A 21,153-nucleotide genomic window follows, 5' to 3' on the forward strand; every position below is an offset into this window, starting at 1 on the left:
GCGACTTTGTCGCGGTGGGCGGCGGTGATCAGGGGTCCGAGGTCGGGCTCATGCTTGTTGGTGCCGTCACCGATCCGTAGTTGTTGGATGCGGTCTTTGATTTTCGCGGTGAGGTCATCGGCGATGGTCTCCACGGCGAGGATGACGGAGATGGCCATGCAGCGTTCTCCGGCGGAGCCGTAGCCGGCGTTGATGGCTTGGTCGGCGGCGTGGTCGAGGTCGGCGTCGGGCAGGACGAGCATGTGGTTTTTCGCTCCGCCGAGGGCTTGGACGCGTTTGCCGGTTTTGGCGGCGGTTTCGTAGATGTATTTGGCGATGGGGGTGGATCCGACGAAGGAGATCGACTGCACGACGGGGGAGTTCAGGAGGCCGTCGACGGCGGTTTTGTCGCCGTGGAGGACGTTGAAGACTCCGTCGGGTAGGCCGGCTTCTTTCCATAGGGCGGCGAGCCAGTTCGCGGCGGAGGGGTCTTTCTCGCTGGGTTTGAGGATGACGGTGTTTCCGGCGGCGATGGCCAGGGGGAAGAACCACATGGGGACCATGGCGGGGAAGTTGAAGGGGGAGATGATCCCGACGACGCCGAGGGGTTGTTTGAGGGAGTGGACGTCGATGCCGGTGGAGGCGTTGATGGTGTGGTCGCCTTTGAGGAAGTGGGGGAACCCGCAGGCGAGGTCGACGATTTCTAGGCCGCGGCCGATTTCTCCTGCAGCGTCTGAGAGGACTTTGCCGTGTTCGTGGGTGATGATGTGGGCGAGTTCGTTTTTGCGGGTGGTGAGGAGTTCGCGGAAGCGGAAGATGATGGCTTGGCGTCGGGCCAGGGAGGTGTCGCGCCAGGTGGGGAACGCGGTGGCGGCGGCGGTGATGGCGGTGTTGATGTCGCTTTCGGTGGCGAGGGTGACGTTGCGGGTGTGTTCGCCGGTGGCGGGGTTGTAGACGGGTGCGGTGTTGGTGCCGGTGGTGTGGTGTTCGGTTCCGTTGATCCAGTGCGGGATGAGCGGCAAATCAGACATGAGAGGCCTTTCTCGTCGATGTGTGCCCCTCATGCTAGGAAGCTCACGGCCCGAAGATAACCCGACATGTGTCCACCGGCCACGCCGGAATGCTCCATCTGGCTAGCCGGCGGAGGAGTGAGGGTCGCCGATCAGGCCGGGTCGCGCCCGGCGGCCATGCTCTGCTGAAGCCGTTCCTTGGCGCCGACCAGATGCGTGGTGAGGAGGGCTCGCCAGGCGTCGTCGTCGCCGGAGTCCTTGATGGCGTGGAAGATGCGGTCGTGATCCTCGGCAGCGTTCTGCAGGTCGTCGGCGGGGTGCGGATTGATCTCCGCGAGGGCCGCCAGCGTCGGCTCGAACAGCGTCCACATCGTGCGCAGCCGTTTGCCTCCGCCGGCCTGGTAGAAGAAGCTGTGGAATCGCAGGTCCCACTGCGCGAAGCGTGACTGCGAGTTCTCCGCGGCGGCATCGTGCAGGCCGGCGACGATCCGCTCCAGCTCAGACCAGTCCGCCGCCTTCGCCCGGGCGCGCTCCACGGCGAGCGTCTCCAGAGCGAGCCGGAGCATGTACAGCTCGTCGATGTCCTCGGCGGTCACCTCCGACACCCGGTAGCCCTGGCGGACGGAGTCGGCGAGGCCGTCGACCTCGAGCTGTTTCAGGGCTTCGCGCACGGGGCCGCGGCTGACGTCGTAGCGTTCGGCCAGCACGTGCTCGACCAAGTGATGGCCGGGTTCCAGCTCCCCGCCGAGAATCTTCCGCCGAAGGTCCCGGGCCAGCTGGTCCCCCAGTCGTTCCTGCCGGATCATTCCCCTCTTCCTCACGTCTGCGTGCGCTCTGCTGCTCCGGGGCTCTTGACGGCGTTCCGGGGAGCTGCTTCACTGTACCAAGCGGATAACGGTTAACCGTTTACCGTCATCCGCGTGGACAGTGTCGTCTACTTTCCGAAACGAGGCTCTCAATGGCGAGCGTGGCACAGAGAGGCGCGCGGCCCAGCCGCCGCAGCGTGCTGTCGGCTCTCGGCATCGGCGCCGGCTTCATGACGTTGAGCGGATGCGGGGCGCTGGGCGCCGATGGCGCAGAGTTCAGCATCACCGCCGGGCATGCCACGAGCACCGACCATTTCCATCACAGGTCCTTCCTGAAGTTCAAGGAACTCGTCGAAGAGCGCTCCTCGGGACGGATCGCGGTCAGCGTCTACCCGAACGAGGTGTTCGGCGGGGACCGGGAGCTCATCGAAGCGGTCCAGCTCGGCAACCTCGAGCTCGCGGCGCCGTCCTCCTCCCCGCTGGCGGCGTTCGCGCCGGAGATGAACGTCTGGGATCTTCCCTATCTGTTCGACGACCGGGACCACGCCTATCGCGTCCTCGACGGCGAGTACGGCACGCGCCTGCTCGACGATCTCACCAGGTTCCGGATCAAGGGGCTCGGATACTGGGAGAACGGCTTCCGCAACCTGACGACCAGCGGCCGCACGATCGAGAGCCCCGAGGATCTGCGGGGACTGAGCCTGCGCACCCTGGAGAACGCGGTCCAGATGCGGGCCTGGAACGCGACCGGCGCCAACCCGACGCCGATGGCGTTCGGGGAGGTCTACATCGGCCTGCAGCAGGGCACCATCGACGCCCAGGAGAACCCGCTGCCGCTCATCGAGTCGCAGCGGTTCTACGAGGTGCAGCGCGAACTGGTCATCTCCGAGCACGTCTACACGCCGACGCCGCTGATCCTCAGCAGCACCTTCTTCGACCAGCTTCCCGCCGACCTCCAGGACGTCGTCGAGCAGGCTGGCGCAGACTCCGTGACGTACTGCCGCGAGCAGGCCGTGGTCGACAACGAACGGGCCCGGGAGACCATCGAGGCCGCCGGCGTGAACGTCAGCGAACTGGACGAGGAGACCAGGGGGGAACTCGGGGCCCTCATGCAGGAGGCCGCCGAGCCCTTCGTGCGCAGCATCGTCGGCGATGCCTCGGTGGATGAGCTGCTGGAGACCGTGGAGGCGGAACGATGAGCTCACTCGAATACGCCGCCGGGGACCGAGCCCCCGCACGCAGCCGGCTGAGCGTGGAAGAGTACGTGATCGCCGGAGTGCTGGCGGTGATGGTCGGCATCCTGTTCCTGCAGGTGGTGGCCAGGTTCGTCTTCTCCGATTCGATCTCCTGGAGCGAGGAGCTCGCTAGGTACCTGTTCATCTGGCTCATCTTCATCGGCCTGGGCGCCGTCGTGCTGCGTGCCGAGCACGTCGCCATCGACGCGCTCGTGGTGCGTCTGCCGCAGGTCGCCCGCCGGGTGCTGGCCCAGCTGTGCCATCTGGTGATGCTGGCGGTGAACATCGCGCTGGTGATCAAGGGCGTGGAACTCGCCTACATCATCGGCGATCTCGGGCAGACGTCACCGGCGCTCTCGCTCGACATGTGGGTGGTCTACACCGCGCTCCCGGCCGGGATGGCCGTCGCCAGCATCCGGACCGTGCAGAGCAGCATCCGCCTGTGGCGCGGCGCGGGGAGCCCCGCGTCCGGAGCCGAGCGGAACGAAGGAGGCCGCTGACGATGGAGATCCTCACCCTCACCGGCATCCTCGTGCTCGGTCTCCTGGCCGGGCTGCCGATCGCGTACTCACTCCTGGCAGCCTGCCTGGTGACCATCCTGCTCTTCGACCCGGGTGTCTCCTTCGGCATGCTCACCCAGGCGATGACCACGGTCAACGATTCCTTCCCGATCATGGCCGTGCCGTTCTTCATCCTCGCCGGCATGCTGATGGGCCGCGGCGGGATATCCCGCCGGCTGTTCTCCGTGGCGGTCTCGTTCGTCGGCCACCTGCCCGGTGGCATCGGGGTCGCGGCGGTGATCACGGCGATGTTCTTCTCCGCCATCTCCGGATCGGGCCCGGCGACGGTCGCGGCGGTCGGCGGCATCATGATCCCGGAGATGATCAAGCTCGGGTACTCCCGGCGGTTCTCCGCGGCACTCATCGCCGCGGCAGGCACCATGGGCGTCGTCATCCCGCCCAGCATCCCGCTCGTCGTCTTCGGCGTCACGACCGGCACGAGCATCGGCGACCTCTTCCGGGCGGCCATCCTGCCGGGCGTCCTGATGGCGCTGGTCCTCATCCTGTGGGCGGTGTACTACGCCAGGAGCAAAGGCGTCGCCGGGGCGCAGAAGGCGTCCTGGCGCGAGCGCCTGGGCTCGCTCAACAGCGCCAAGGGCGCGCTGCTGCTGCCGGTGATCATCCTCGGCGGCATCTACGGCGGCGTGTTCACCCCGACGGAGGCCGCGGTGGTCTCGGTGGTGTACGGACTCGTCATCGCTGCCGTGTTCTACCGGGAGATGCCGCTGCGCGGCTACCTCGACTCCTTCGTCTCCGCCGCGATCACCACGAGCGCCCTGATGGTCATCGTCGCCGCGGCTGCCGTGTTCGGCAGGTTCCTGGCGGTGGCGCAGGTGCCGGAGATGATGCTGGCCTTCCTGACCGGGATCTCCACCAATATGGTGGTGATCGTCCTGCTCGTCGTGTTCATGCTGATCCTGCTGGGGACCTTTATGGAGACCATCGCCGCGGTCACCATCACCGCGCCGATCCTGCTGCCGGTCCTGGAGGCCGTCGGCATGGACCCGGTCCACATCGGCGTGGTGATCATCATGGTGCTCGCGATCGGCTTCATCACGCCGCCGCTGGGGGTGAACCTGTTCATCGCCTCGCGTACCGCGAAGGTCTCCGCGGACGAAGCCGTCATGGCGGTGGTACCGGGCTTCACCCTCCTGGTCGCCGCGAGCCTGCTCGTCGCCTTCGTGCCCTTCCTGTCCATGGCCTTCATCACAGGCTGAATCCACCTTCAAGAGAGGACCCGTCATGCCCCACACGACTGCCGCGCCGTTGGAACGGCTGCGCTCCGGCGACACCGTTCACGGGATGTGGATGATGTCCAGCAGCGCCGATCTGGCGAGGATCTCCTCGTCCCTCGGCTACGACTACGTCTGCCTGGACATGCAGCATGGCCTGGCGCGGGCCGAGCACATCATGCCGTTGTCCGACGCCGTCCGCGCCGGCGGCGATGCGATGGTGGTCGCGCGGGTGCCGGACAACCGCTTCACCGAGATCGGCATGCTCGCCGATGCGGGCGTGGACGCGATCATCGTGCCCTTGGTCTCCTCCGCGGCGGAGGCCCGTGCCGCGGCGGAGGCGCTGGACTATCCGCCGCGGGGGCGCCGCTCCTGGGGGCCGACGAACGCGCTCATGCTGGGACACGACCCCGCGCCCGAGCGTGCCGGTGCGCCGCTGCTGTTCGTCATGATCGAGAACACCGCCGGCCTGTCCGAGGTGGCCGAGATCTGCCGCGTGGACGGCGTGGACGGGGTGTACATCGGTCCCTCGGACCTCGCGCTGTCCCTTGGTTCCCTCCCGGGGCCCGAGGAACCCGCGACCACGGAGGCCATCGCGACCATCCTGGCGACCGCCCAGGAGGCCGGCGTGATCCCGGGCATTCACTGCGGCACCGGCGAGGAGGCCGCGGCCCGGCGCGCCCAGGGGTTCCGGTTCATCACCTCGTCCAGCGACATCGGCGCGGCCCGTGCCGCCTACGCCGCGGACCTGGCGGAGGCGGCCGGGGGCGTGGCGCAGGTTCCTGGCGGCGCTGCGCAGGTTCTTGGCGGCGCCGCGCAGGGAGGGGTGCGGTACTGATGCCGAAGGTCGTCATCACCGATCATGAGTTCCCCCACCTGGAAGCCGAGGAGAAGGCGGCGGCGGAGGCCGGGGCGGAGCTCGTCGTGGACCAGGTGACGGATGAGGCCTCCGTCATCGCCCTCACGCGGGGCGCCGATGTGGTCATGCTCTGCTACGCGCCGATCACAGAGGCGGTGCTGGCGGGGCTGAACCCGGGTGCCGTCGTGATCCGTTACGGCATCGGCTACGACACCATCGACGTGGAGGCGGCGACCCGGCTGGGCGTGCGCGTGTGCAACGTCCCCGATTACGGCGCCGCCACTGTCGCGGACCACACGGTCATGCTGATGCTCAGCGTGCTCCGCCGGGTCACCGAGTTCGATGCAGCCATCCGGCAGGCACCGGACGGCTGGGCCGTCGCGGCCCGCTCGGCTTCCATCCCCGCGCTCAGCGACATCACGGTCGGCCTGGTCGGCACCGGCCAGATCGGCCGGCTCGTGGCCGCGCGCGTGCAGGCGTTCGGGTCCCGGGTGGTCGCCCATGACCCTTACGCCGATGCCGGGGTGCTCGCGGGCGAGGGCATCCGGCTGGCGCCGCTGGCGGAGGTGCTGGAGAGCGCGGACGTGCTCTCGCTGCACGCGCCGCTCAACGCCTCGACGCATCACCTGCTGGATGCCGAGGCCCTCCGGCGGACGAAGCCCGGGACGATCGTGGTCAATACCGCTCGCGGCGGGCTGATGGACACGCGGGCCGCTGCTGAGCTGGTCACGGAGGGGCATCTGGGCGGGCTCGGACTGGATGTCTTCGAGACGGAACCGCTGGAAGCCGGTCATCCGCTGCGGACCGCGCCGAGGACTCTGCTGACGCCGCACGCGGCCTTCTATTCGGAGCGTTCGCTGATCAACCTCCAGCAGTATGCTGCTGACGAGATGAAGCGGGCGTGCCTGGGCGAGACGCTGCGATGCCAGGTCAACCGGTAGCGAGGCGGGTTGCCGGCGGAGCTGGGGCGCGCCGTTCCCGTAGCGGAGATATCGCTCCCGCGGTGGAGACGGGGAAGTGCGTCCCCGTTGCGGAGCCGGGGGTGCGTCTCCATCGCGGAATCGGAGGACGCCTCCCCGTCGTGAAGTTGCAGGAATGCGTCCCCGCTGCGGAGACAGAGAAGACGGCGTCGGAGGGGCGCGTCGCCACTGCGGAGCCAGTGGAGCGCGTTCCCGCTGTGGCGCCGGGGGCGCTTGGCTCTATCGCGGTGCCGGGGAAACGGGTCCCTGCTGCGGAGTGGGCGGAACGCGTTTCTACTGTGGAGGCAGAGGATACAGAGAAGGAAGGGGAATCAGGTGACGCTGCTGGTGTTCGGGTCGATCAACGCCGATGTCACCGTGCGAGTCCCCGAGTTCCCCGCTCCCGGTGAGACCATCGCCGGATCGGAGCTGGAGACGGCTACCGGGGGCAAAAGCGCGAATCAGGCGGTGGCGGCGGCGCTCGCGGGCGTCCAGACCGTGTTCATCGGGCGCACCGGCGCCGATGCCCCGGGCAGGGCGGCTCGCCAGGCGCTCGCCGCAGAGGGCGTGGATGTTTCCGCGATGGTCGAAGGCAGTCGTCCCACTGGCACCGCGCTGATCACGGTCCGGCAGGACGGGGAGAACACCATCGTGATCGCACCGGGCGCCAATGCCCAGCTGGGCGCCGATGACTGCCCGCCTGAGCTGCTGGAACGCGCTGAGTGGGTATTGCTCGGGCTGGAGGTGCCGCTGGGGGAGGTCGCCGAACTCGCCCGGCGGGCTCGCGCCGCCGGAGCCCGGGTGGCGCTCAATCTCTCACCCGTGCCGGCGCAGCCGTTCCCGCTGGATGATGTGGATCTGGTGATCGTCAACGAGCACGAAGCGGCGCTGTTGCTGGCGTCGGCGGCTGGCACATCGGGCTCAGTCGGTGCGAGCGGGGGGAGCGAGGCGCGTGATGCGTCGGACTGCGCCAGCAGGTCCGGGGTGATCGGTGCGTCGGACGCGGCCGGTACAAACGGCGCGAGTGGGGTGCCTGGGGTGACCGGCGCGAGCGGGGTGCCTGGGGTGAGCGGAGTGCCTGGGGTGACTGGCGCGAGTGGGACAACCGGGACAACGGTCCCGAAGAGGGCGGACGGCGGCGCCGGGACTGCGCGCAGTGCGCGGTCGGACGACGTTGGACGGTCCTCCGAGCGGGCCGCCGCGATGTCTTCCGAGGCGCGAGCACTGGGCGTGAGCACGCTCGTCGTGACGAGTGGTGCTGAGGGAGCGGTGATCGTCCAGGAATCCGGGGAACGTGGCCACGTCCCGGCTGTTGCCGTCGAGGTCGTCGATACGACGGGTTGCGGGGACGCTTTCGCGGGCGTGCTGGTGGGGCGCCTGGCTGAGGGTGACGACCTGATCCGGGCAGCCGAGCAGGCCAGCCGATTCGCGGCCCATGCCGCTACCGGTGCCGGGGCGCAGTCGTCCTATCCGCGGGACTTCCAGGTGTGAAACCTGTGGTCCCTCGGCCGCGAAACCTGGTGGGTGCGGAGCGTGAAGTCTGCGGGAGTCTGGATGCGAAACTTGCTGGATCTCGGATGCGAGGTCCGCGGGGTTCCGGGCGTGGTGTCTGCGTGATTCCCGGCGTGGGTCTGCTCGTGGACGCCCCTATGTGACGGCCTGGGTCTGAGCGGCGGGCGCTCAGGAAATGGCTGCGTCGATGCCCGTTCACGCATGCATCTGTGCGGGTGCGGGTGTACCGGTGACGGTAGCGCTGCCCGGGACCGTGGCGGTGATGCACGCTACGGGGACAGGCGGGAGAACATCGAGGTCCCTTGGAGGCGGCGGACCGTCTTCCCACGAGCCTTCGTCCCAGAAGTCTTCATCCAACGGCATACCGTGGCGCCCTGACGCCGGACCACGCGGCGGGAAGGCGTCCGGGAACTCACCCAGGACCTCCCCGGCCAGGCCCACCGGCAGTGAATCGATTCCGGTGTAGGTGCTGGGTGGCGTTTCGGCGATGGGACGGTGGTCCACCGGCTCGACCCGGACGACCCTGCCAGAGGGCAGCACCCACCCCCACCGGACGGGGTTGCTGGTGCTGTGACTGTCACTGCTGCCGTCGTCGCTGGTGCGGACCGGTTCGATGATCCCGAGGGTCTTCCATCGATGATGCCGTCGGCACAGACTCCACAAGTTCGAAGCACGGGTCGGCCCGGCCGGCCACGCAGTGCGGTGGTCGGTGTCGCAGTCAGCGGCCGGCACCCGGCACCCGGGCACACTGCAGGTGCCGTCCCGGAACCGGAGCGCAGCCTGGAGGACTCTGGGCGGGAACCTCCCGGCATAGGTGTGGGAGAGCACCTCGCCGCCACCGTCATCGCTGTCGTCGATGAGGAGGCGGTGCCAGAACACCTGACCGCCAGCAGGACTGAGAGCGAGTTCCCGCACCTGGTCTGCCGGGAGCGTCCAGGACCCGTCTGGTGCGGTACCGGGCGCCTGGGCTGTCCCGGCCAGGGTGCCGATGGGGATGGTGATGCCGATATCGACTCGGACGTCCCGCAGGGCTTCGAGTCCCGCTCCGGGCTCGTAGGCCACTCCGGGGCCCTCACCGGTGTGGGTGGCCGGGGCATCGCCTTCGTGGCCGGTGCTACCGGGGCCGGACTGGACACGGAAGCCGGTGCTCCCACCACCGGCATCGACACCACCGGCATCGACGGTGGCGGTGGCGTCCAGGGCGCGGGGCAGCTTTCCCCCGGTCAAGACATCAGCGAGGACATCGGCGCGGGCCTGCTCCAACGTGACACGCGGGAGGGCGGGACGAGGCGCTGTGCCATCGTTCCCGGCCGCGCCGCCGTTGTTGTCCCCGGTCGTGTCGTCGTTCCCGGCCGCACTATCGTTCCCGGCCGTGCTGCCGCGATTGTGCAGGCCACCTGCCTGCTGACCGTGGCGACACTGTTGCAGGAGCCGCTTTCCTGCCCTCGTCAGTGCCTGATCAATCGCGACCGCGTGCATCGTGGGCAGCACGGCCCACAACTCGCTGACCCCGTCATCGCGGTGGTCGATGCATACCCGCCGGCCCTGCAGCGCCTCAGCGGTGCGGTGGGCCTGCGCGTCCGGTTCCCACGACGCGATCCGCCGCTTGATCCAGGCTCGTAGCTGCGCCACGGTCCGGCCGGCAGCGTACGTGGCCGCCTGCGCATCAAGCCTATGCAGGGACTCGGCCCGGGTGAGGGCATTGGCGGCCTCGGCGAGAACATGAACCCGCGCGGCGTCCAGGACGCCGGCCTGGAAGGCCTGCCAGGAGGCTGGTAGCGCCTCACGGACACGGGCCGCCCGGGCCAGCCGGAGGGACGCCTGGCCCTCACTGAGGCCCAGCGCCTGGCCGATCTCATAGATCGCGGCGCCGCGTGCAGCCTGAACCTGCTGTACAGAACCGGAGTGTCCTGTCCCGGCGGCCTGGGCGGCGCTGGCGGCATGTGCGTCGCCGGCGGCCTGGAGGCGGTTGAGGTGACGGTCGTGATTGGCGTAGTCGGCCTCAGCCTGGGCGGCCACGCGATCGAGGTAGTCCAGGGCGTGGGTGAGGATCTGCGCTTCCATCCGAGCCGACGCCCGCTGAAGACGGGCAAGCGTATCCAGCGCATCACCACCGGCGGTGTTGCGGGACGGACTTCGGTTCCCGCGGGCATCGCCGCAGGTCGGACGGTGTTCTCCGCCGGGGCCGCCGTCGGGCCATGCAGCGCCACCCTGGCCGCCATCGTGCCGTGCACCGCCACCCCGGCCGGCACCGGCGCCGGCTGCAGGCACCGCACGAAGCTCCTCGTGCCGGTAGCGATGCGGGGTGTTCGTCATGGTCTTACTGTATGACCCGGCACGGACACTCCCGCGTGCAAGCGGGGTTGTGCCCAGTGATGTCAAGGCTGGTGGTATACAGAACAACGCTCGCGCGTGCAGGCGGGACTGTGCCCGCAACCCCGGCGGAGTCAACCAATCAGAACGTCCAACGGGGAAGAATCTCTCACGGGCAGAGTCTCCAATGGGCAGAATCTCCAGCACGCCAGAATCTCCGTCAGGTTAAAACGTCCAGCACGTCAGAACGTTCATCACACCAGAACGCTCAGGCTGCCAGAACACCGTGCGACCGCAGTAGGCTTGTCGTTCATGACCGGACATGCACCCCTTCCCGACACCGGCGGCAGCGAAGCCGCGCCCAGGGCAGAACGCACCCCCACCGAGCTGGACCGGCTCGCCGAGCAGTGGATGGACGCCCTGCTGGAACTCGAGCCCGAACTCCACGTGGAACTCGGCCGGCCCGGCCGTGAGGGCCAGTACGCCGATCTTTCGCCCGACGGCCACGCCGGCCACGCCGGCGCCGCCCGCCGGATGCTCGCCCAGGTGCGCGCCACCGAACCGGCCGACGAGGTGGACCGGGTCACCCGCGCCGAGCTGATCCGCACCCTGGACCTGGCAGTGGAGCAGCACGAGGCCGGGTTCTGGCAGCGGGACCTCAACGTCATCGCCTCACCGGCGCAGGGGCTGCGAGACATCTTCGACCTGATGTCCACGGACACCCCGGAGGACTGGGAGCACATCGCGCTGCGAATGCAGAACCTCCCGGACGCGATGGACGGCTACCTCGCCTCCCTGCGCGCCGGCATCGAGGCCGGGAACACGCCAGCCATCCGCCAGGTCACCGAGGTACTCGCCCAGGCCCGCAAGCAGAGCGGAGCCGGCAGCTTCTTCGCCGCCCTGGCCGCCCGCGCACCCGAACCGCAGCGGCCCGCGCTGGAGACCGCGGCCGGAGCCGCCATCGGCGCCTATGAGCGACTCGCGGATTTCCTGGAGCACGAGCTCAGCCAGAAGGCGACACCCGCCGATGCCGTGGGCCGGGAGATCTACCAGCTGGCCTCGCGGCACTTCACCGGCGTGGAGGTCGACCTGGAGGAGACCTATGCCTGGGGCGTGGAGGAACTGACCAGGATGGTCGAGGAGCAGGAACGGATCGCCCAGGAAATCCTCCCCGGCGCAGGCGTGGGGGAGGCGATCGCCTACCTGGAATCGGACTCCTCCATGCAGCTGGAGGGCACCGAAGCGCTGCGCGCCTGGATGCAGGAGGTGAGCGACCGCGCCATCGCGGAACTCGGCGCCACGCATTTCGACATCCCCGAGCCGCTGCGCCGGATCGAATGCATGATCGCGCCCACGGACGAGGGCGGCATCTACTACACGCCGCCCAGCGAGGACTTCGCCCGGGCCGGGCGCATGTGGTGGTCCGTGCCCGCCGGAGTCACCCGCTTCGACACCTGGCGCGAACTGACCACCGTCTACCACGAGGGCGTTCCCGGCCATCACCTCCAGACCGGCCTGGCGCTGTACCAGCGGGGCCGGCTGAACGCCTGGCGCAGGTTCAACTGGAACTCCGGCCACGGCGAGGGCTGGGCGCTCTACGCCGAGCGGCTGATGGACGAGCTCGGCTACCTGGGCACGCCCGCCGAGCGGCTGGGGATGCTCGACGGCCAGCGGATGCGCGCCGCCCGCGTCGTGCTCGACATCGGCGTCCACCTGGGGCTGCCCAAGCCCGACGGCACCGGCACCTGGACCGGTGATGACGCCTTCCCGTTCCTGGCGCAGCACGTGAACATGAACGAGGGCTTCGTCCGGTTCGAGGCCAACCGCTACCTCGGCTGGCCGGGCCAGGCGCCCTCCTACAAGGTCGGCCAGCGCGAATGGGAACGGCTGCGCGACGACTGGATCGCACGCAACGGCCGCGACCTCAAGCGCTTCCACGCTGAAGCGCTCGCCCTCGGAAGCGTCGGCCTGGGCACGCTACGGCAGGCGCTGCTGGGTTCCTGAGGGCAGGGCCGGTCTGGCCGCCACGGGCCCTGGTATCGCCCGGTGCTCACTGGTCGACGCCCCGGTATCCGCGCGGCCCGAGCGCTGGCAGGGCTGGTCCGGCCGTCATCGTGCTCGGCTCCTGAGGGCGGGCCCGGTCTGGCCGCTCCCGGTACCCACGGGACGGCCGGAGCGCAGTTCGCCCGGAGCGCCGAGGCGGCGTGGGTCTCTTGCTGCGCGCCTTCCGGACGGTATGCCAGGCTGGAGCCATGGAGATCCAGCAGGCACAGGCCGATGTACGACGGGTCTACTACGGCGGCTCGGTGGGGCCATGGGTGTCATCGGTGCTCTGGTGCGCCGCGGCGGCGGCCGGAACCTGGGGCAGCGACCAGGCGGCGATGGTGACGCTGTTCTTCGGCGGGATGCTCATCATGCCGGTGTCCTTGCTGATCATGAGGCTGGGACCGGGAGAGAACGCCCTGCCCAAAGGGCACCCGATGAACGCGCTGGCCACCCAGACGGCGATGACGGTGCCGATCGGGCTGCTCGTGGCGCTGGCACTGGGCATCTCCGCTCCTCATCTGTTCTTCCCGGCGGCTCTGGCGATCGTCGGTGCGCACTACCTGCCCTTCGTCTTCCTCTACGGCCAGAAGCTCTTCGCCGTGCTGGGCATCCTGATGGTCCTTGCCGGTGTCGTCCTGACGCTCGGGTTTCCCGAGTACGGGATCGCCGGCGGCTGGATCGGTGCCGCCCTGTTGCTGATCTTCGGATTCGTCCTCCACCGCGCGCCCCGCTGAGACGTGAACCGCCCCGCTGAGACGTGAGCCGCAGTCCCGGGCGCCCGGTTCACCGCCCCCGCCGTAGACGTGGCCGGGTTTCTGCGGCCGGAATCCCGGCTCGGCCGTGTGGCCTGCTGTTTTCGCGGTAGGCCCTGCCTGCTTTCTGGGGGTCCCCGCTCGGCTACGTGGCTCGCTGTTTCAGTACTAGAGGTGGCCGGGTTTCTGCGGCCGGACCCCACCTGGCCGCGCGGCTCGCCGTTCCCAGCGGTCGGCGTCGCCGGGCTCCTGAGCGCCGGACTTCCGCCCCTGCTGTCGGAAGCCGAAGCGCCCCGGCGCCATGTGCTGGAGACAAGGCACCTAGACTTCATCCATGAGCACTCATGATCCGCAGCTCGATGAAGCGCTGCGCACGGTGCGGCAGAGCACCGAGTTCTTCGACGCGGCACTGGCACGGCTCGAACGCGCCGAGCACGAAGGCGGGCGCGTTTCCGGGGACGACGTCTACGATCAGCCCAGCCTCCTGCCCGGCTGGCGCCGCCGGCACGTCATCGCCCACGTGGCCGCCAATGCGAGGGCGTTCCTCCGGCTGGCCGAATGGGCTCGGACCGGCACTGAGCACCCCATGTACCCCTCCCGCGAAGCACGCGACGCCGAGATCGAATCCCTCGCCGCGCGGCCCGCTCTCGAACTGCGCTGCCTGCACCGGCAGGGTGCCGCGGAACTGGACGGATGCTGGCGGGACGCCACCCGGCCGGTGTGGGAGGCGCGCGTCCGCACCGCCCAGGGCGCCGACATCCCGTTCTCCGAGACGGTCTGGATGCGGGCCCGTGAACTCTGGCTGCACGCCGTCGACCTCGACGCCGGCCTCGGATTCGAGGATGTTCCGCCGGAGGTCCTTGCCAGGCTTCTTCGCGATATCACCGGCCACTGGAGCAGCCAGGGCGCCGATGACGGCCCCGCGGTCCGCCTGGAGGTGACGGATCACCCTGAGCTGGCTCCCGAGGTCCCCCTCCCGGCCACCGGTGGCGAGCCTGCGCTCGTGCGGGGGACGCTCGCGGCGGTGGTCGGCTGGGCCTCCGGCCGCGATGCCAGTGGCCTCGATGCTGGCGCGGAGGTGCCTGCGCCGCGCTGGCTGTGACGGGGCGCGGCCGCGGCGTCGAAGTGTGCGTGGGTCGCTCGTCCCGGCCCGCATGCTCAGCCGTACGTGTTCTCCCCGAACCGCCGCGGCGCGCTCGGTTCATGAACCCTAAAGCCCTGGTTGAGGAATCCGGGCGGCCTGACTCCCGTGCCGCTCTTGTGCCGTGCGTCGCATCCGCCGATGCTTCTATAGAGGTCCGCGGGCAGCAGGGGAGCCCGCGCAGGGGACGGGAGCACGATGATCGAGAGCGTGGACGAGCATCTTCGCAGGCAGCTGACCGCCTGGGAGGAGGACGACGAGGCCCGTCGCAGCTGGCTCGCCCGGTACACGCCGGCGCATGACTCGCAGCCCGTGCGCAGCTCGCCCCCGGGTGTCGTCCCGACCGGGAAAGGACCCGTTCCGGCGCGCCGGCCGGATGCGCCCATCGCCACGGACTTGCTGCAGGAGTACTTCGACGCGCAGGCCCGCAGCCGCCACCTCGACCTGGCCGCGCGCAGCCTGCAGTCCCAGGGCGAGGGCTTCTACACGATCGGTTCTGCCGGGCACGAAAGCAACGCCGCCGTCGCCCTGGCGCTCCGCCCCACCGATCCGGCGCTGCTGCACTACCGCTCGGGCGGCTTCTACTGCGCCCGCGCCGCGCAGGTCCCAGGCGGCACCCCGGTCGAAGACGTGCTGCACAGCCTCACCGCCTCCACCCGCGACCCGATCTCCGGCGGACGCCACAAGGTCTTCGGCCACGCCGGGCTGTCTATCATCCCGCAGACCTCCACCATCGGCTCCCATCTGCCCCGCGCCGTCGGCCTCGCCTTCTCCCTCGGCCGCGCGAAGGCACTCGGCCGTTCCACGTCCTGGCCGGACGACGCGGTGGTGGTGACCAGCTTCGGCGACGCCTCGATGAACCATTCGACCACCATCGGCGCCCTCAACGCCGCCGGGTACTGCTCCCACCAGGGCGTGCCGCTGCCGCTGCTGCTGGTGTGCGAGGACAACGGCATCGGCATCAGCACCACGACGCCTCCCGGCTGGACGGAGGCCGTGCTGGGAGGCCTCCCCGGCATCGGCTACCTCGCGGCCGACGGCGCCGACCCGGCCCAGGCGCTGACCATCGCCGCAGCGGCCGCCGCCCGGGTCCGCCGGGAGCGCCGCCCGCTGGTGCTGCACCTGAAGACGGTGCGGTTCATGGGTCATGCCGGCTCCGATGCGGAGATCGGCTACCGGTCCACCCGCGACATCCTGGGGGACTACGCCCGCGACCCGCTGCTACGCACCGCCGCCGCGTTGATCGAGGACGGCGCCTCCGCCGGCGACGTGCTCTCCCGCTACGAGGAGATCGGGTCCGCGGTCCGGAAGTCGGCCGAGGCCGTGCACGGAACACCGCGCCTGCGGACCGCCCGCGAGGTCATGTCTCCGCTGACCGCACGGGACCCCGATGCCGAACGCGAGACCGCCGCGACCCGGGCGCCGTCGCGGGAAACGATCTTCGCCGGAAAGCTCCCGGAGGACGGACCCGCGCTGACCCTGGCGGGAAGCATCAATGCAGCCCTCATCGATCTGCTGGCCGCCCATCCCGGTGCGCTCGTCTTCGGCGAGGACGTCGCCAAGAAGGGAGGGGTCTACGGCGTCACCCGGGGCCTGCGGAAACGGTTCGGCGCCCAGCGGGTCTTCGACACGCTCCTGGACGAGCAGACCATCCTCGGCACGGCCCTCGGTGCCTCCCTGGCCGGCCTGCTGCCGATCCCGGAGATCCAGTACCTCGCCTACGTCCACAACGCCGAGGACCAGCTGCGCGGGGAAGCCGGATCGCTCGCGTTCTTCTCGAACGGCCAGTACCGCAACGGCATGGTGGTGCGGATCGCCGGCCTGGCCTACCAGCGGGGCTTCGGCGGGCACTTCCACAACGACAACTCCGTCGCGGCGCTGCGGGACATCCCGGGCCTGGTGCTCGCGGTGCCCAGCCACCCAGCCGAGGCGCCCGGCCTGCTGCGCGCCTGCGCCGGACTGGCCGCGGGCTCAGGCAAGGTGTGCGTCTTCCTGGAGCCCATCGCGCTCTACCACACGCGGGACCGGCAGGAGGGGGACGGCCGATGGCTCGCGCCCTACCGGCCGCCCTCGGCGGACGCCGACGAGTTCTGCCGGGCCCGCCTGCACGGTGACGGCGAGGACCTACTGATCCTCACCTATGGCAACGGCGTGCGGATGTCCTCCCGCGTCGCCGCGGACCTGCGGGCCGAGGGCATCAGCGCCCGGCTGCTCGACCTACGCTGGCTGAACCCCCTCCCGGAGGAGGACATCCTGGCGCAGGCGCGCACCGCCTCCCGCATCCTCATCGTCGACGAGGGCCGGCGCACCGGAGGCATCGCCGAACCTCTCATGGCGCTACTGACCGACCACAGGGTGCAGACGCCGGTGGCCAGGGTGTGCGGAGAGGACTCGTATATCCCGCTGGGCCCGGCGGCCAGCACGGTACTGGTCACCGAGGAACGGATCGCGCAGGCCGCCCGGGATCTGTGCCAGGCGGGCTGAGCGGGCGCTTCAGCGGCGCATCGCTGAGGTGGCGCAGCCACTCGACCGTGGCGTCGGTGACCGGATGCCGGGCGCCGAGCTCCGCGAGATAGCCAACCGCCGCTTCCATCTCGTGGACGCGGCGCGAGGCATGCTGACGGGTGCCGCGCACGAGACGGTCGACGAGGGCCTCGCCGTCCTCCCCCAGCTCCGAGGCGATCTGCCCGCGGATCTCCTCTTCCGCGCCGGCCTCCCGGGCGGCCTCCAGGGACTCGATGATGAGCGCCGCAAGGCCCTTCATGAACACGCTGCGCAGGAGCTTGCGACCGGCCGCGTCCCCCGCGTCGCCGGACACCGCGGTCGCGGGCGTACCCAGTGGCGTCACCGCCCGGACGAACGTCTCTGCGCCGGACCCGGAGGCCAGCAGCGGCGTGCGGCTGCCGGCGCGGGGCACGGGTGCCATCACGGCGACGTCGGCGAAGAGCCCCCGTCCCTCGAATTCGTGCGCGATCGCCCGCTTCTCCTCCGGGGACAGCGTGTTGAAGTCGGCGTAGACGCAGGCGCGTCCGATGACGGCGCAGGCTTCCCGGGCGACCGCGGCGGCCGCGCGGGGGCCCACCAGGCTGATGACGACGTCAGCGCCCTCCAGCGCCTCCGGCAGCGTGGCGCTCTGTTCGACGCCATCCTCCCCGGCGGTGACGAACGGGTCATAGCCGCGCACGCGGGCGCCGGCACGGGAATATCCCGCTGCGAAGAGGCGCCCTGCCTCGCCGAGGCCGAGTATGGCAATCCTGGTCATCCTTGACCTCCCCAATCATGTGTGAACAACATTGTTTACAATAATGCTTGCCGTCGATCGAAAGGAAGAGCATGGCCCAGGAAGCTGTCAGCGAGAAGGCGGGCGCGCCGGTCAGCGATGCGGACCGTGTCGCTGACCGGCTGCGTCAGGCGATCGTCGCGGGAGAGTTCGCTCCGCGGCAGCGGCTCATCGAATCCGATCTCATTGAGATGTTCGGCGCCAGCCGGGGTGCCGTCCGTTCCGCCCTGGCGGTCCTCGCGGTGGAGGGACTCGTCGAGCGGATCAGGAACCGCGGCGCCAGGGTCCGCGCGGTCGATCTGGAGGAGGCGCTAGAGATCGTGGAGATCAGGGCAGCGCTGGAGTCGCTGTGCGCCCGCCGGGCCGCCGAACGCGTGGATGAGGAGGGCGCGAGCCGCCTGCGCGGCATCGCCGAGGTGATGCGCCGTGCCGTCGGCGAGCATGACGCCGAGGGCTATTCGGAGGCCAACCGGGCACTTCACCAGGCGGTACTGGACATCAGTGGGGCAAGGGTGGCCCCGGACATCGTCTCCCGCCTGCGGGCGCAGAATGTCCGCTATCGCATCCGGCTGGCCATGCAGCCCCACCGGCCGGCCGAATCGCTGCCTGAGCACCTTGAGATCGTCGAGGCCATCTGCGCGCAGGATCCCGGCCGCGCCGCGGAGGCGATGCAGGCGCACCTGCGCAGCGTGCACCGCGCGACGAAGGAGTACTTCACCGAAGCGCGCGGGTGAGGGCGCAGGCGGTGCATCCATATTCTGATGCGCATGGGTATTGACGTTCGTTTCCAAGATCGTTAACAATGTTGGTGACCAACTTGTTCGCAAAGGAGCGGCATGTCGAATCACCCCGTACCCAGCACCCGTGCACTCGACCTCGTCAGGGGCGCCTACGACCTCCACGTGCACATCGCCCCGGACGTGATGAAACGCAGGGTGAGCGACCTCGAACTCGCGCCGCGCTTCAAGGAGCGCGGGATGGCTGGTTTCGTACTGAAGTCCCACTACGTCCCCACCGCTGAACGCGCGGCCGTCGTCCGCGCCGTGCATCCAGAGGTCGATGTCCGCGGTGCGATCACGCTCAACGCCTCCGTCGGAGGGCTCAACCCAGTGGCGGTCGAGATCGCCGGCCGGAGCGGGGCCCAGTTCGTCTGGCTTCCCACCGTGGACAGCGACAACCAGCGCAGCTGCCTGGCGGAAGAACCCGAAGGCGCCACACCGCCGATGTGGGCGCAGCTTCAGGAAGACCTCAGATCGGCTGGGATCCAGAGCCCGACGGTCGACGTGCTCGATCAGGACGGAGCCGTCTCGGAGGCGACCCTCCAGGTGCTGACGGTGATCGCCGCGCACGACATGACGCTGGCGACCGGTCACCTCCACGGCGACGAGTCGGCCAAGGTGATCGCGGCCGCTCGTGAACGCGGCGTACGGCGCCTCGTCGTGACGCATCCCGAGTTCACCTCGCAGCGGATACCGGCCGCCGGACAGAAAGAGCTCACCGCTCACGGGGCGTATCTGGAACGCTGCCTGACCACACCGCTGACCGGGAAGGTGGACTGGGACGTGTGGCTGGGGGACATCCGCGCCGCCGGACCCGAGTTCTCGGTGGTGAGCTCCGACCTCGGCCAGCCCTTCAACCCGCCCGTGGAAGACGGGCTGGGAATCGCCGCCGACATCCTGCTGGAGGCGGGATTCTCCGAGGAGGAGGTCCGCCTGATGGTGGTCCACAACTCACGCTGGCTGGCCGGCGCCGCCCCGCTTGAGGACGCCCCGGAATCGCATCGTACGGCTCAGGAGCTCGCATCATGACCGCCGTGCTGGAGATCGAGCACCTCACCAAGGAGTTCCAGCGCGGCGATGTCGCCACCGTCGCGCTGCGGGACTTCAGCCTGACCATCGAACAGGGCACCTTCGTCACCGTGCTGGGCCGCTCCGGCTGCGGGAAGTCCACCATGCTCAATCTGCTCTCCGGCCTGTCCAAGCCGACGAACGGCCGGGTCCTGCATCGCGGAAGCCCGCACACCGGACCCACGCCCGGCATCGGCTACCTCACCCAGAGCGACACCCTCATGCCGTGGCGGACGGTGCAGCGCAACGTCGAGATGCCCATGGAGATCGCCGGCCGGCCCAAGCCGGAGCGACAGGCCGCGGCGGCGGAACTCATCGCGACGGTAGGGCTGGCGGACTTCGCCGACAGCTACCCCCGGGAGCTGTCCGGCGGTATGCGACGTCGGGCGAGCCTGGCCCGGATGCTCGCCAACGGCGCCGAGACCATCCTGATGGACGAACCGTTCGGTGCCCTCGACGCCCAGCTGCGCTCGGAACTGCAACGCGAGCTGCTCCGGTTGTGGACGGCCACGGGTCACACCATCGTCTTCGTCACGCACGATGTGGAGGAAGCGCTGCTCCTCGGCGACCGCGTCGTCGTCCTGGGGCCGCTCGGTGCCATCCTGCTGGACCAGGAGATCGACCTCCCCCGCCCCCGCGACCCGGACGAGACCAAGATCCATCCACGTTTCGTGGAGCTGCACGCCACGCTGGTGCGGGCGCTGAAAGAGGGAGCGCGGCGATGAGCGGCCAGGCGGAGACCCGCGCGGCCCCGGTGCAGGTCAGCGCCAGCGGGCCGGTGAAGGAAGCCCGCCGTCGCAGCTGGTGGGGCAAGCACGGCAGGACCACGACGGTGTGGTCGCTGCGGGTCGCGGCGCTGCTGGCGTTCCTCGTGCTGTGGCAGCTGGCCGGGAACGTCGTCGCCAACCCCATGTTCGTGTCCAGTCCCGTCGCGGTCTGGGAACAGCTCTGGGCGTGGGTGACCGACGGCACCCTGAGCACTCACACCTGGATCACCATCCAGGAAGTGGCCCTCGGCTATGTCATCGGCGTCCTCACTGGGGCGCTCGCCGGTTTTGCGCTGGCCTCGGTACGGCTGATCTACGACGTGTTCGAACCCTTCATGATGGCGCTCTACTCGATCCCGAAAGTGGCCCTGGCGCCGCTGTTCATCGTCTGGTTCGGCATCGGCATCGACATGAAGGTCATCCTGGCCGCGGTGAGCGTCTTCTTCCTGGTCTTCCTGAACACCGCTGCGGGCGTGCGTGACGTGGACCGCGGCCTGATCGACGCGGTACGGCTGATGGGCGGGAGCACCCGCGACATCGCCCTGAAGGTCGTTCTCCCGGCCTCGATGTCCGGCCTCATGACCGGGCTGAAGGTGTCGATCCCCTACGCGCTCATCGGCGCCGTCATCGGCGAGCTCGTGGCCTCGAACCGAGGGCTGGGATACCTCATCAACGACGCCGCCGCCCAGTTCAACACCGCGGGAGTGTTCGCCGCCGTCGTCGTCCTCACCGCTCTGGCCATGGTGCTCAATGCCGTGGTGGGCGCGATCGCCTCCCGGGCCAACAGATGGAAGCCGCTGGACGCCTGAGGGGCCCGCGCGGCCGACAGCACCGCTGATCGGCATCACACCCTGA

At 69.6% G+C, this 21,153-nt stretch carries 18 protein-coding genes; 14 read left to right on the forward strand and 4 right to left on the reverse strand.

Annotation, left to right across the window (positions count from 1 at the left end):
• A partial coding sequence (locus IEW13_RS06690) for an aldehyde dehydrogenase family protein (protein ID WP_188550179.1) occupies positions 1–1,010 on the reverse strand: 1,010 nt, incomplete at its 3' end.
• 131 nt (positions 1,011–1,141) lie between these two features.
• On the reverse strand, positions 1,142–1,795 hold the full coding sequence (locus IEW13_RS06695) for a GntR family transcriptional regulator (protein ID WP_188550180.1): 654 nt from the start codon (positions 1,793–1,795) through the stop codon (positions 1,142–1,144).
• 161 nt (positions 1,796–1,956) lie between these two features.
• On the opposite strand from IEW13_RS06695, the gene IEW13_RS06700 reads away from it, so the two are divergent.
• The 6 genes from IEW13_RS06700 to IEW13_RS06725 all read left to right on the forward strand — a co-directional run bounded on the left by IEW13_RS06700 (position 1,957) and on the right by IEW13_RS06725 (position 8,131).
• Positions 1,957–2,994, forward strand: coding sequence for a TRAP transporter substrate-binding protein (locus IEW13_RS06700; RefSeq protein WP_188550181.1), 1,038 nt, complete (start codon positions 1,957–1,959; stop codon positions 2,992–2,994).
• Positions 2,991–3,530, forward strand: a complete 540-nt coding sequence (locus tag IEW13_RS06705) for a TRAP transporter small permease (protein ID WP_188550182.1) — start codon at positions 2,991–2,993, stop codon at positions 3,528–3,530. Before IEW13_RS06700 ends, IEW13_RS06705 begins: the two co-directional genes overlap by 4 nt.
• 2 nt (positions 3,531–3,532) lie before the next feature.
• Complete coding sequence (locus IEW13_RS06710; protein ID WP_188550183.1) at positions 3,533–4,807, forward strand: TRAP transporter large permease; 1,275 nt, start codon at positions 3,533–3,535, stop codon at positions 4,805–4,807.
• Positions 4,808–4,832: 25 nt separating this feature from the next.
• Positions 4,833–5,660: an HpcH/HpaI aldolase family protein gene (locus tag IEW13_RS06715; protein ID WP_188550184.1), complete on the forward strand. Its 828-nt coding sequence runs from the start codon at positions 4,833–4,835 to the stop codon at positions 5,658–5,660.
• Entirely contained in the window at positions 5,660–6,622 is a 963-nt protein-coding gene (locus IEW13_RS06720; protein ID WP_188550185.1) for a C-terminal binding protein, read from the forward strand. The genes IEW13_RS06715 and IEW13_RS06720 overlap by 1 nt, the downstream gene beginning before the upstream one ends.
• A gap of 354 nt (positions 6,623–6,976) precedes the next feature.
• A complete protein-coding gene (locus tag IEW13_RS06725; protein WP_188550186.1) occupies positions 6,977–8,131 on the forward strand; it encodes a PfkB family carbohydrate kinase in 1,155 nt (384 codons plus the stop codon).
• A gap of 216 nt (positions 8,132–8,347) precedes the next feature.
• Here the strand turns inward: IEW13_RS06725 and IEW13_RS06730 are convergent, their stop codons facing one another.
• On the reverse strand, positions 8,348–10,468 hold the full coding sequence (locus tag IEW13_RS06730; RefSeq protein WP_188550187.1) for an HNH endonuclease signature motif containing protein: 2,121 nt from the start codon (positions 10,466–10,468) through the stop codon (positions 8,348–8,350).
• Between the two features lie 309 nt (positions 10,469–10,777).
• Here IEW13_RS06730 and IEW13_RS06735 point away from each other — a divergent pair, with 309 nt between their 5' ends.
• From IEW13_RS06735 to IEW13_RS06750, 4 genes are all read left to right on the forward strand, one after another.
• On the forward strand, positions 10,778–12,469 hold the full coding sequence (locus IEW13_RS06735; RefSeq protein ID WP_188550188.1) for a DUF885 domain-containing protein: 1,692 nt from the start codon (positions 10,778–10,780) through the stop codon (positions 12,467–12,469).
• A gap of 248 nt (positions 12,470–12,717) precedes the next feature.
• Positions 12,718–13,245 carry a DUF7010 family protein gene (locus IEW13_RS06740; protein WP_188550189.1) on the forward strand — a complete coding sequence of 176 codons (528 nt, stop codon included), beginning with the start codon at positions 12,718–12,720 and terminating at the stop codon, positions 13,243–13,245.
• 352 nt (positions 13,246–13,597) lie between these two features.
• A complete protein-coding gene (locus IEW13_RS06745; protein WP_188550190.1) occupies positions 13,598–14,365 on the forward strand; it encodes a maleylpyruvate isomerase family mycothiol-dependent enzyme in 768 nt (255 codons plus the stop codon).
• Between the two features lie 237 nt (positions 14,366–14,602).
• Positions 14,603–16,888 carry a thiamine pyrophosphate-dependent enzyme gene (locus IEW13_RS06750; RefSeq protein ID WP_188550191.1) on the forward strand — a complete coding sequence of 762 codons (2,286 nt, stop codon included), beginning with the start codon at positions 14,603–14,605 and terminating at the stop codon, positions 16,886–16,888.
• On the opposite strand, the gene IEW13_RS06755 is transcribed toward IEW13_RS06750, so the two are convergent.
• Positions 16,836–17,666, reverse strand: coding sequence for an NAD(P)-dependent oxidoreductase (locus IEW13_RS06755; protein ID WP_188550192.1), 831 nt, complete (start codon positions 17,664–17,666; stop codon positions 16,836–16,838). The two genes, IEW13_RS06750 and IEW13_RS06755, sit on opposite strands and share 53 nt — an antisense overlap.
• Before the next feature lie 71 nt (positions 17,667–17,737).
• Between IEW13_RS06755 and IEW13_RS06760 the strand changes: the two genes are divergently transcribed.
• The 4 genes from IEW13_RS06760 to IEW13_RS06775 all read left to right on the forward strand — a co-directional run bounded on the left by IEW13_RS06760 (position 17,738) and on the right by IEW13_RS06775 (position 21,107).
• A complete protein-coding gene (locus IEW13_RS06760) occupies positions 17,738–18,418 on the forward strand; it encodes a GntR family transcriptional regulator (protein WP_188550193.1) in 681 nt (226 codons plus the stop codon).
• 102 nt (positions 18,419–18,520) lie between these two features.
• Complete coding sequence (locus IEW13_RS06765; RefSeq protein ID WP_188550194.1) at positions 18,521–19,492, forward strand: DUF6282 family protein; 972 nt, start codon at positions 18,521–18,523, stop codon at positions 19,490–19,492.
• A complete protein-coding gene (locus IEW13_RS06770; RefSeq protein WP_188550195.1) occupies positions 19,489–20,256 on the forward strand; it encodes an ABC transporter ATP-binding protein in 768 nt (255 codons plus the stop codon). The genes IEW13_RS06765 and IEW13_RS06770 overlap by 4 nt, the downstream gene beginning before the upstream one ends.
• Positions 20,253–21,107 (forward strand): ABC transporter permease, encoded by an 855-nt coding sequence (locus tag IEW13_RS06775; RefSeq protein ID WP_188550196.1) that lies wholly within the window; start codon positions 20,253–20,255, stop codon positions 21,105–21,107. Before IEW13_RS06770 ends, IEW13_RS06775 begins: the two co-directional genes overlap by 4 nt.
• The last annotated feature ends 46 nt before the right edge of the window (positions 21,108–21,153 follow it).

This window comes from Sediminivirga luteola (assembly GCF_014639315.1).
Classification (GTDB): Bacteria; Actinomycetota; Actinomycetes; order Actinomycetales; family Brevibacteriaceae; genus Sediminivirga; species Sediminivirga luteola.

Bases quoted from the DNA above. Each gene is read 5' to 3' on its own strand.
- IEW13_RS06695 (WP_188550180.1), bottom strand. From the start codon at position 1,795: ATGATCCGGCAGGAACGACTGGGGGACCAGCTGGCCCGGGACCTTCGG.
- IEW13_RS06705 (WP_188550182.1), top strand. From the start codon at position 2,991: ATGAGCTCACTCGAATACGCCGCCGGGGACCGAGCCCCCGCACGCAGC.
- IEW13_RS06710 (WP_188550183.1), top strand. From the start codon at position 3,533: ATGGAGATCCTCACCCTCACCGGCATCCTCGTGCTCGGTCTCCTGGCC.
- IEW13_RS06715 (WP_188550184.1), top strand. From the start codon at position 4,833: ATGCCCCACACGACTGCCGCGCCGTTGGAACGGCTGCGCTCCGGCGAC.
- IEW13_RS06720 (WP_188550185.1), top strand. From the start codon at position 5,660: ATGCCGAAGGTCGTCATCACCGATCATGAGTTCCCCCACCTGGAAGCC.
- IEW13_RS06730 (WP_188550187.1), bottom strand. From the start codon at position 10,468: ATGACGAACACCCCGCATCGCTACCGGCACGAGGAGCTTCGTGCGGTG.
- IEW13_RS06735 (WP_188550188.1), top strand. From the start codon at position 10,778: ATGACCGGACATGCACCCCTTCCCGACACCGGCGGCAGCGAAGCCGCG.
- IEW13_RS06740 (WP_188550189.1), top strand. From the start codon at position 12,718: ATGGAGATCCAGCAGGCACAGGCCGATGTACGACGGGTCTACTACGGC.
- IEW13_RS06745 (WP_188550190.1), top strand. From the start codon at position 13,598: ATGAGCACTCATGATCCGCAGCTCGATGAAGCGCTGCGCACGGTGCGG.
- IEW13_RS06750 (WP_188550191.1), top strand. From the start codon at position 14,603: ATGATCGAGAGCGTGGACGAGCATCTTCGCAGGCAGCTGACCGCCTGG.
- IEW13_RS06755 (WP_188550192.1), bottom strand. From the start codon at position 17,666: ATGACCAGGATTGCCATACTCGGCCTCGGCGAGGCAGGGCGCCTCTTC.
- IEW13_RS06760 (WP_188550193.1), top strand. From the start codon at position 17,738: ATGGCCCAGGAAGCTGTCAGCGAGAAGGCGGGCGCGCCGGTCAGCGAT.
- IEW13_RS06765 (WP_188550194.1), top strand. From the start codon at position 18,521: ATGTCGAATCACCCCGTACCCAGCACCCGTGCACTCGACCTCGTCAGG.
- IEW13_RS06770 (WP_188550195.1), top strand. From the start codon at position 19,489: ATGACCGCCGTGCTGGAGATCGAGCACCTCACCAAGGAGTTCCAGCGC.
- IEW13_RS06775 (WP_188550196.1), top strand. From the start codon at position 20,253: ATGAGCGGCCAGGCGGAGACCCGCGCGGCCCCGGTGCAGGTCAGCGCC.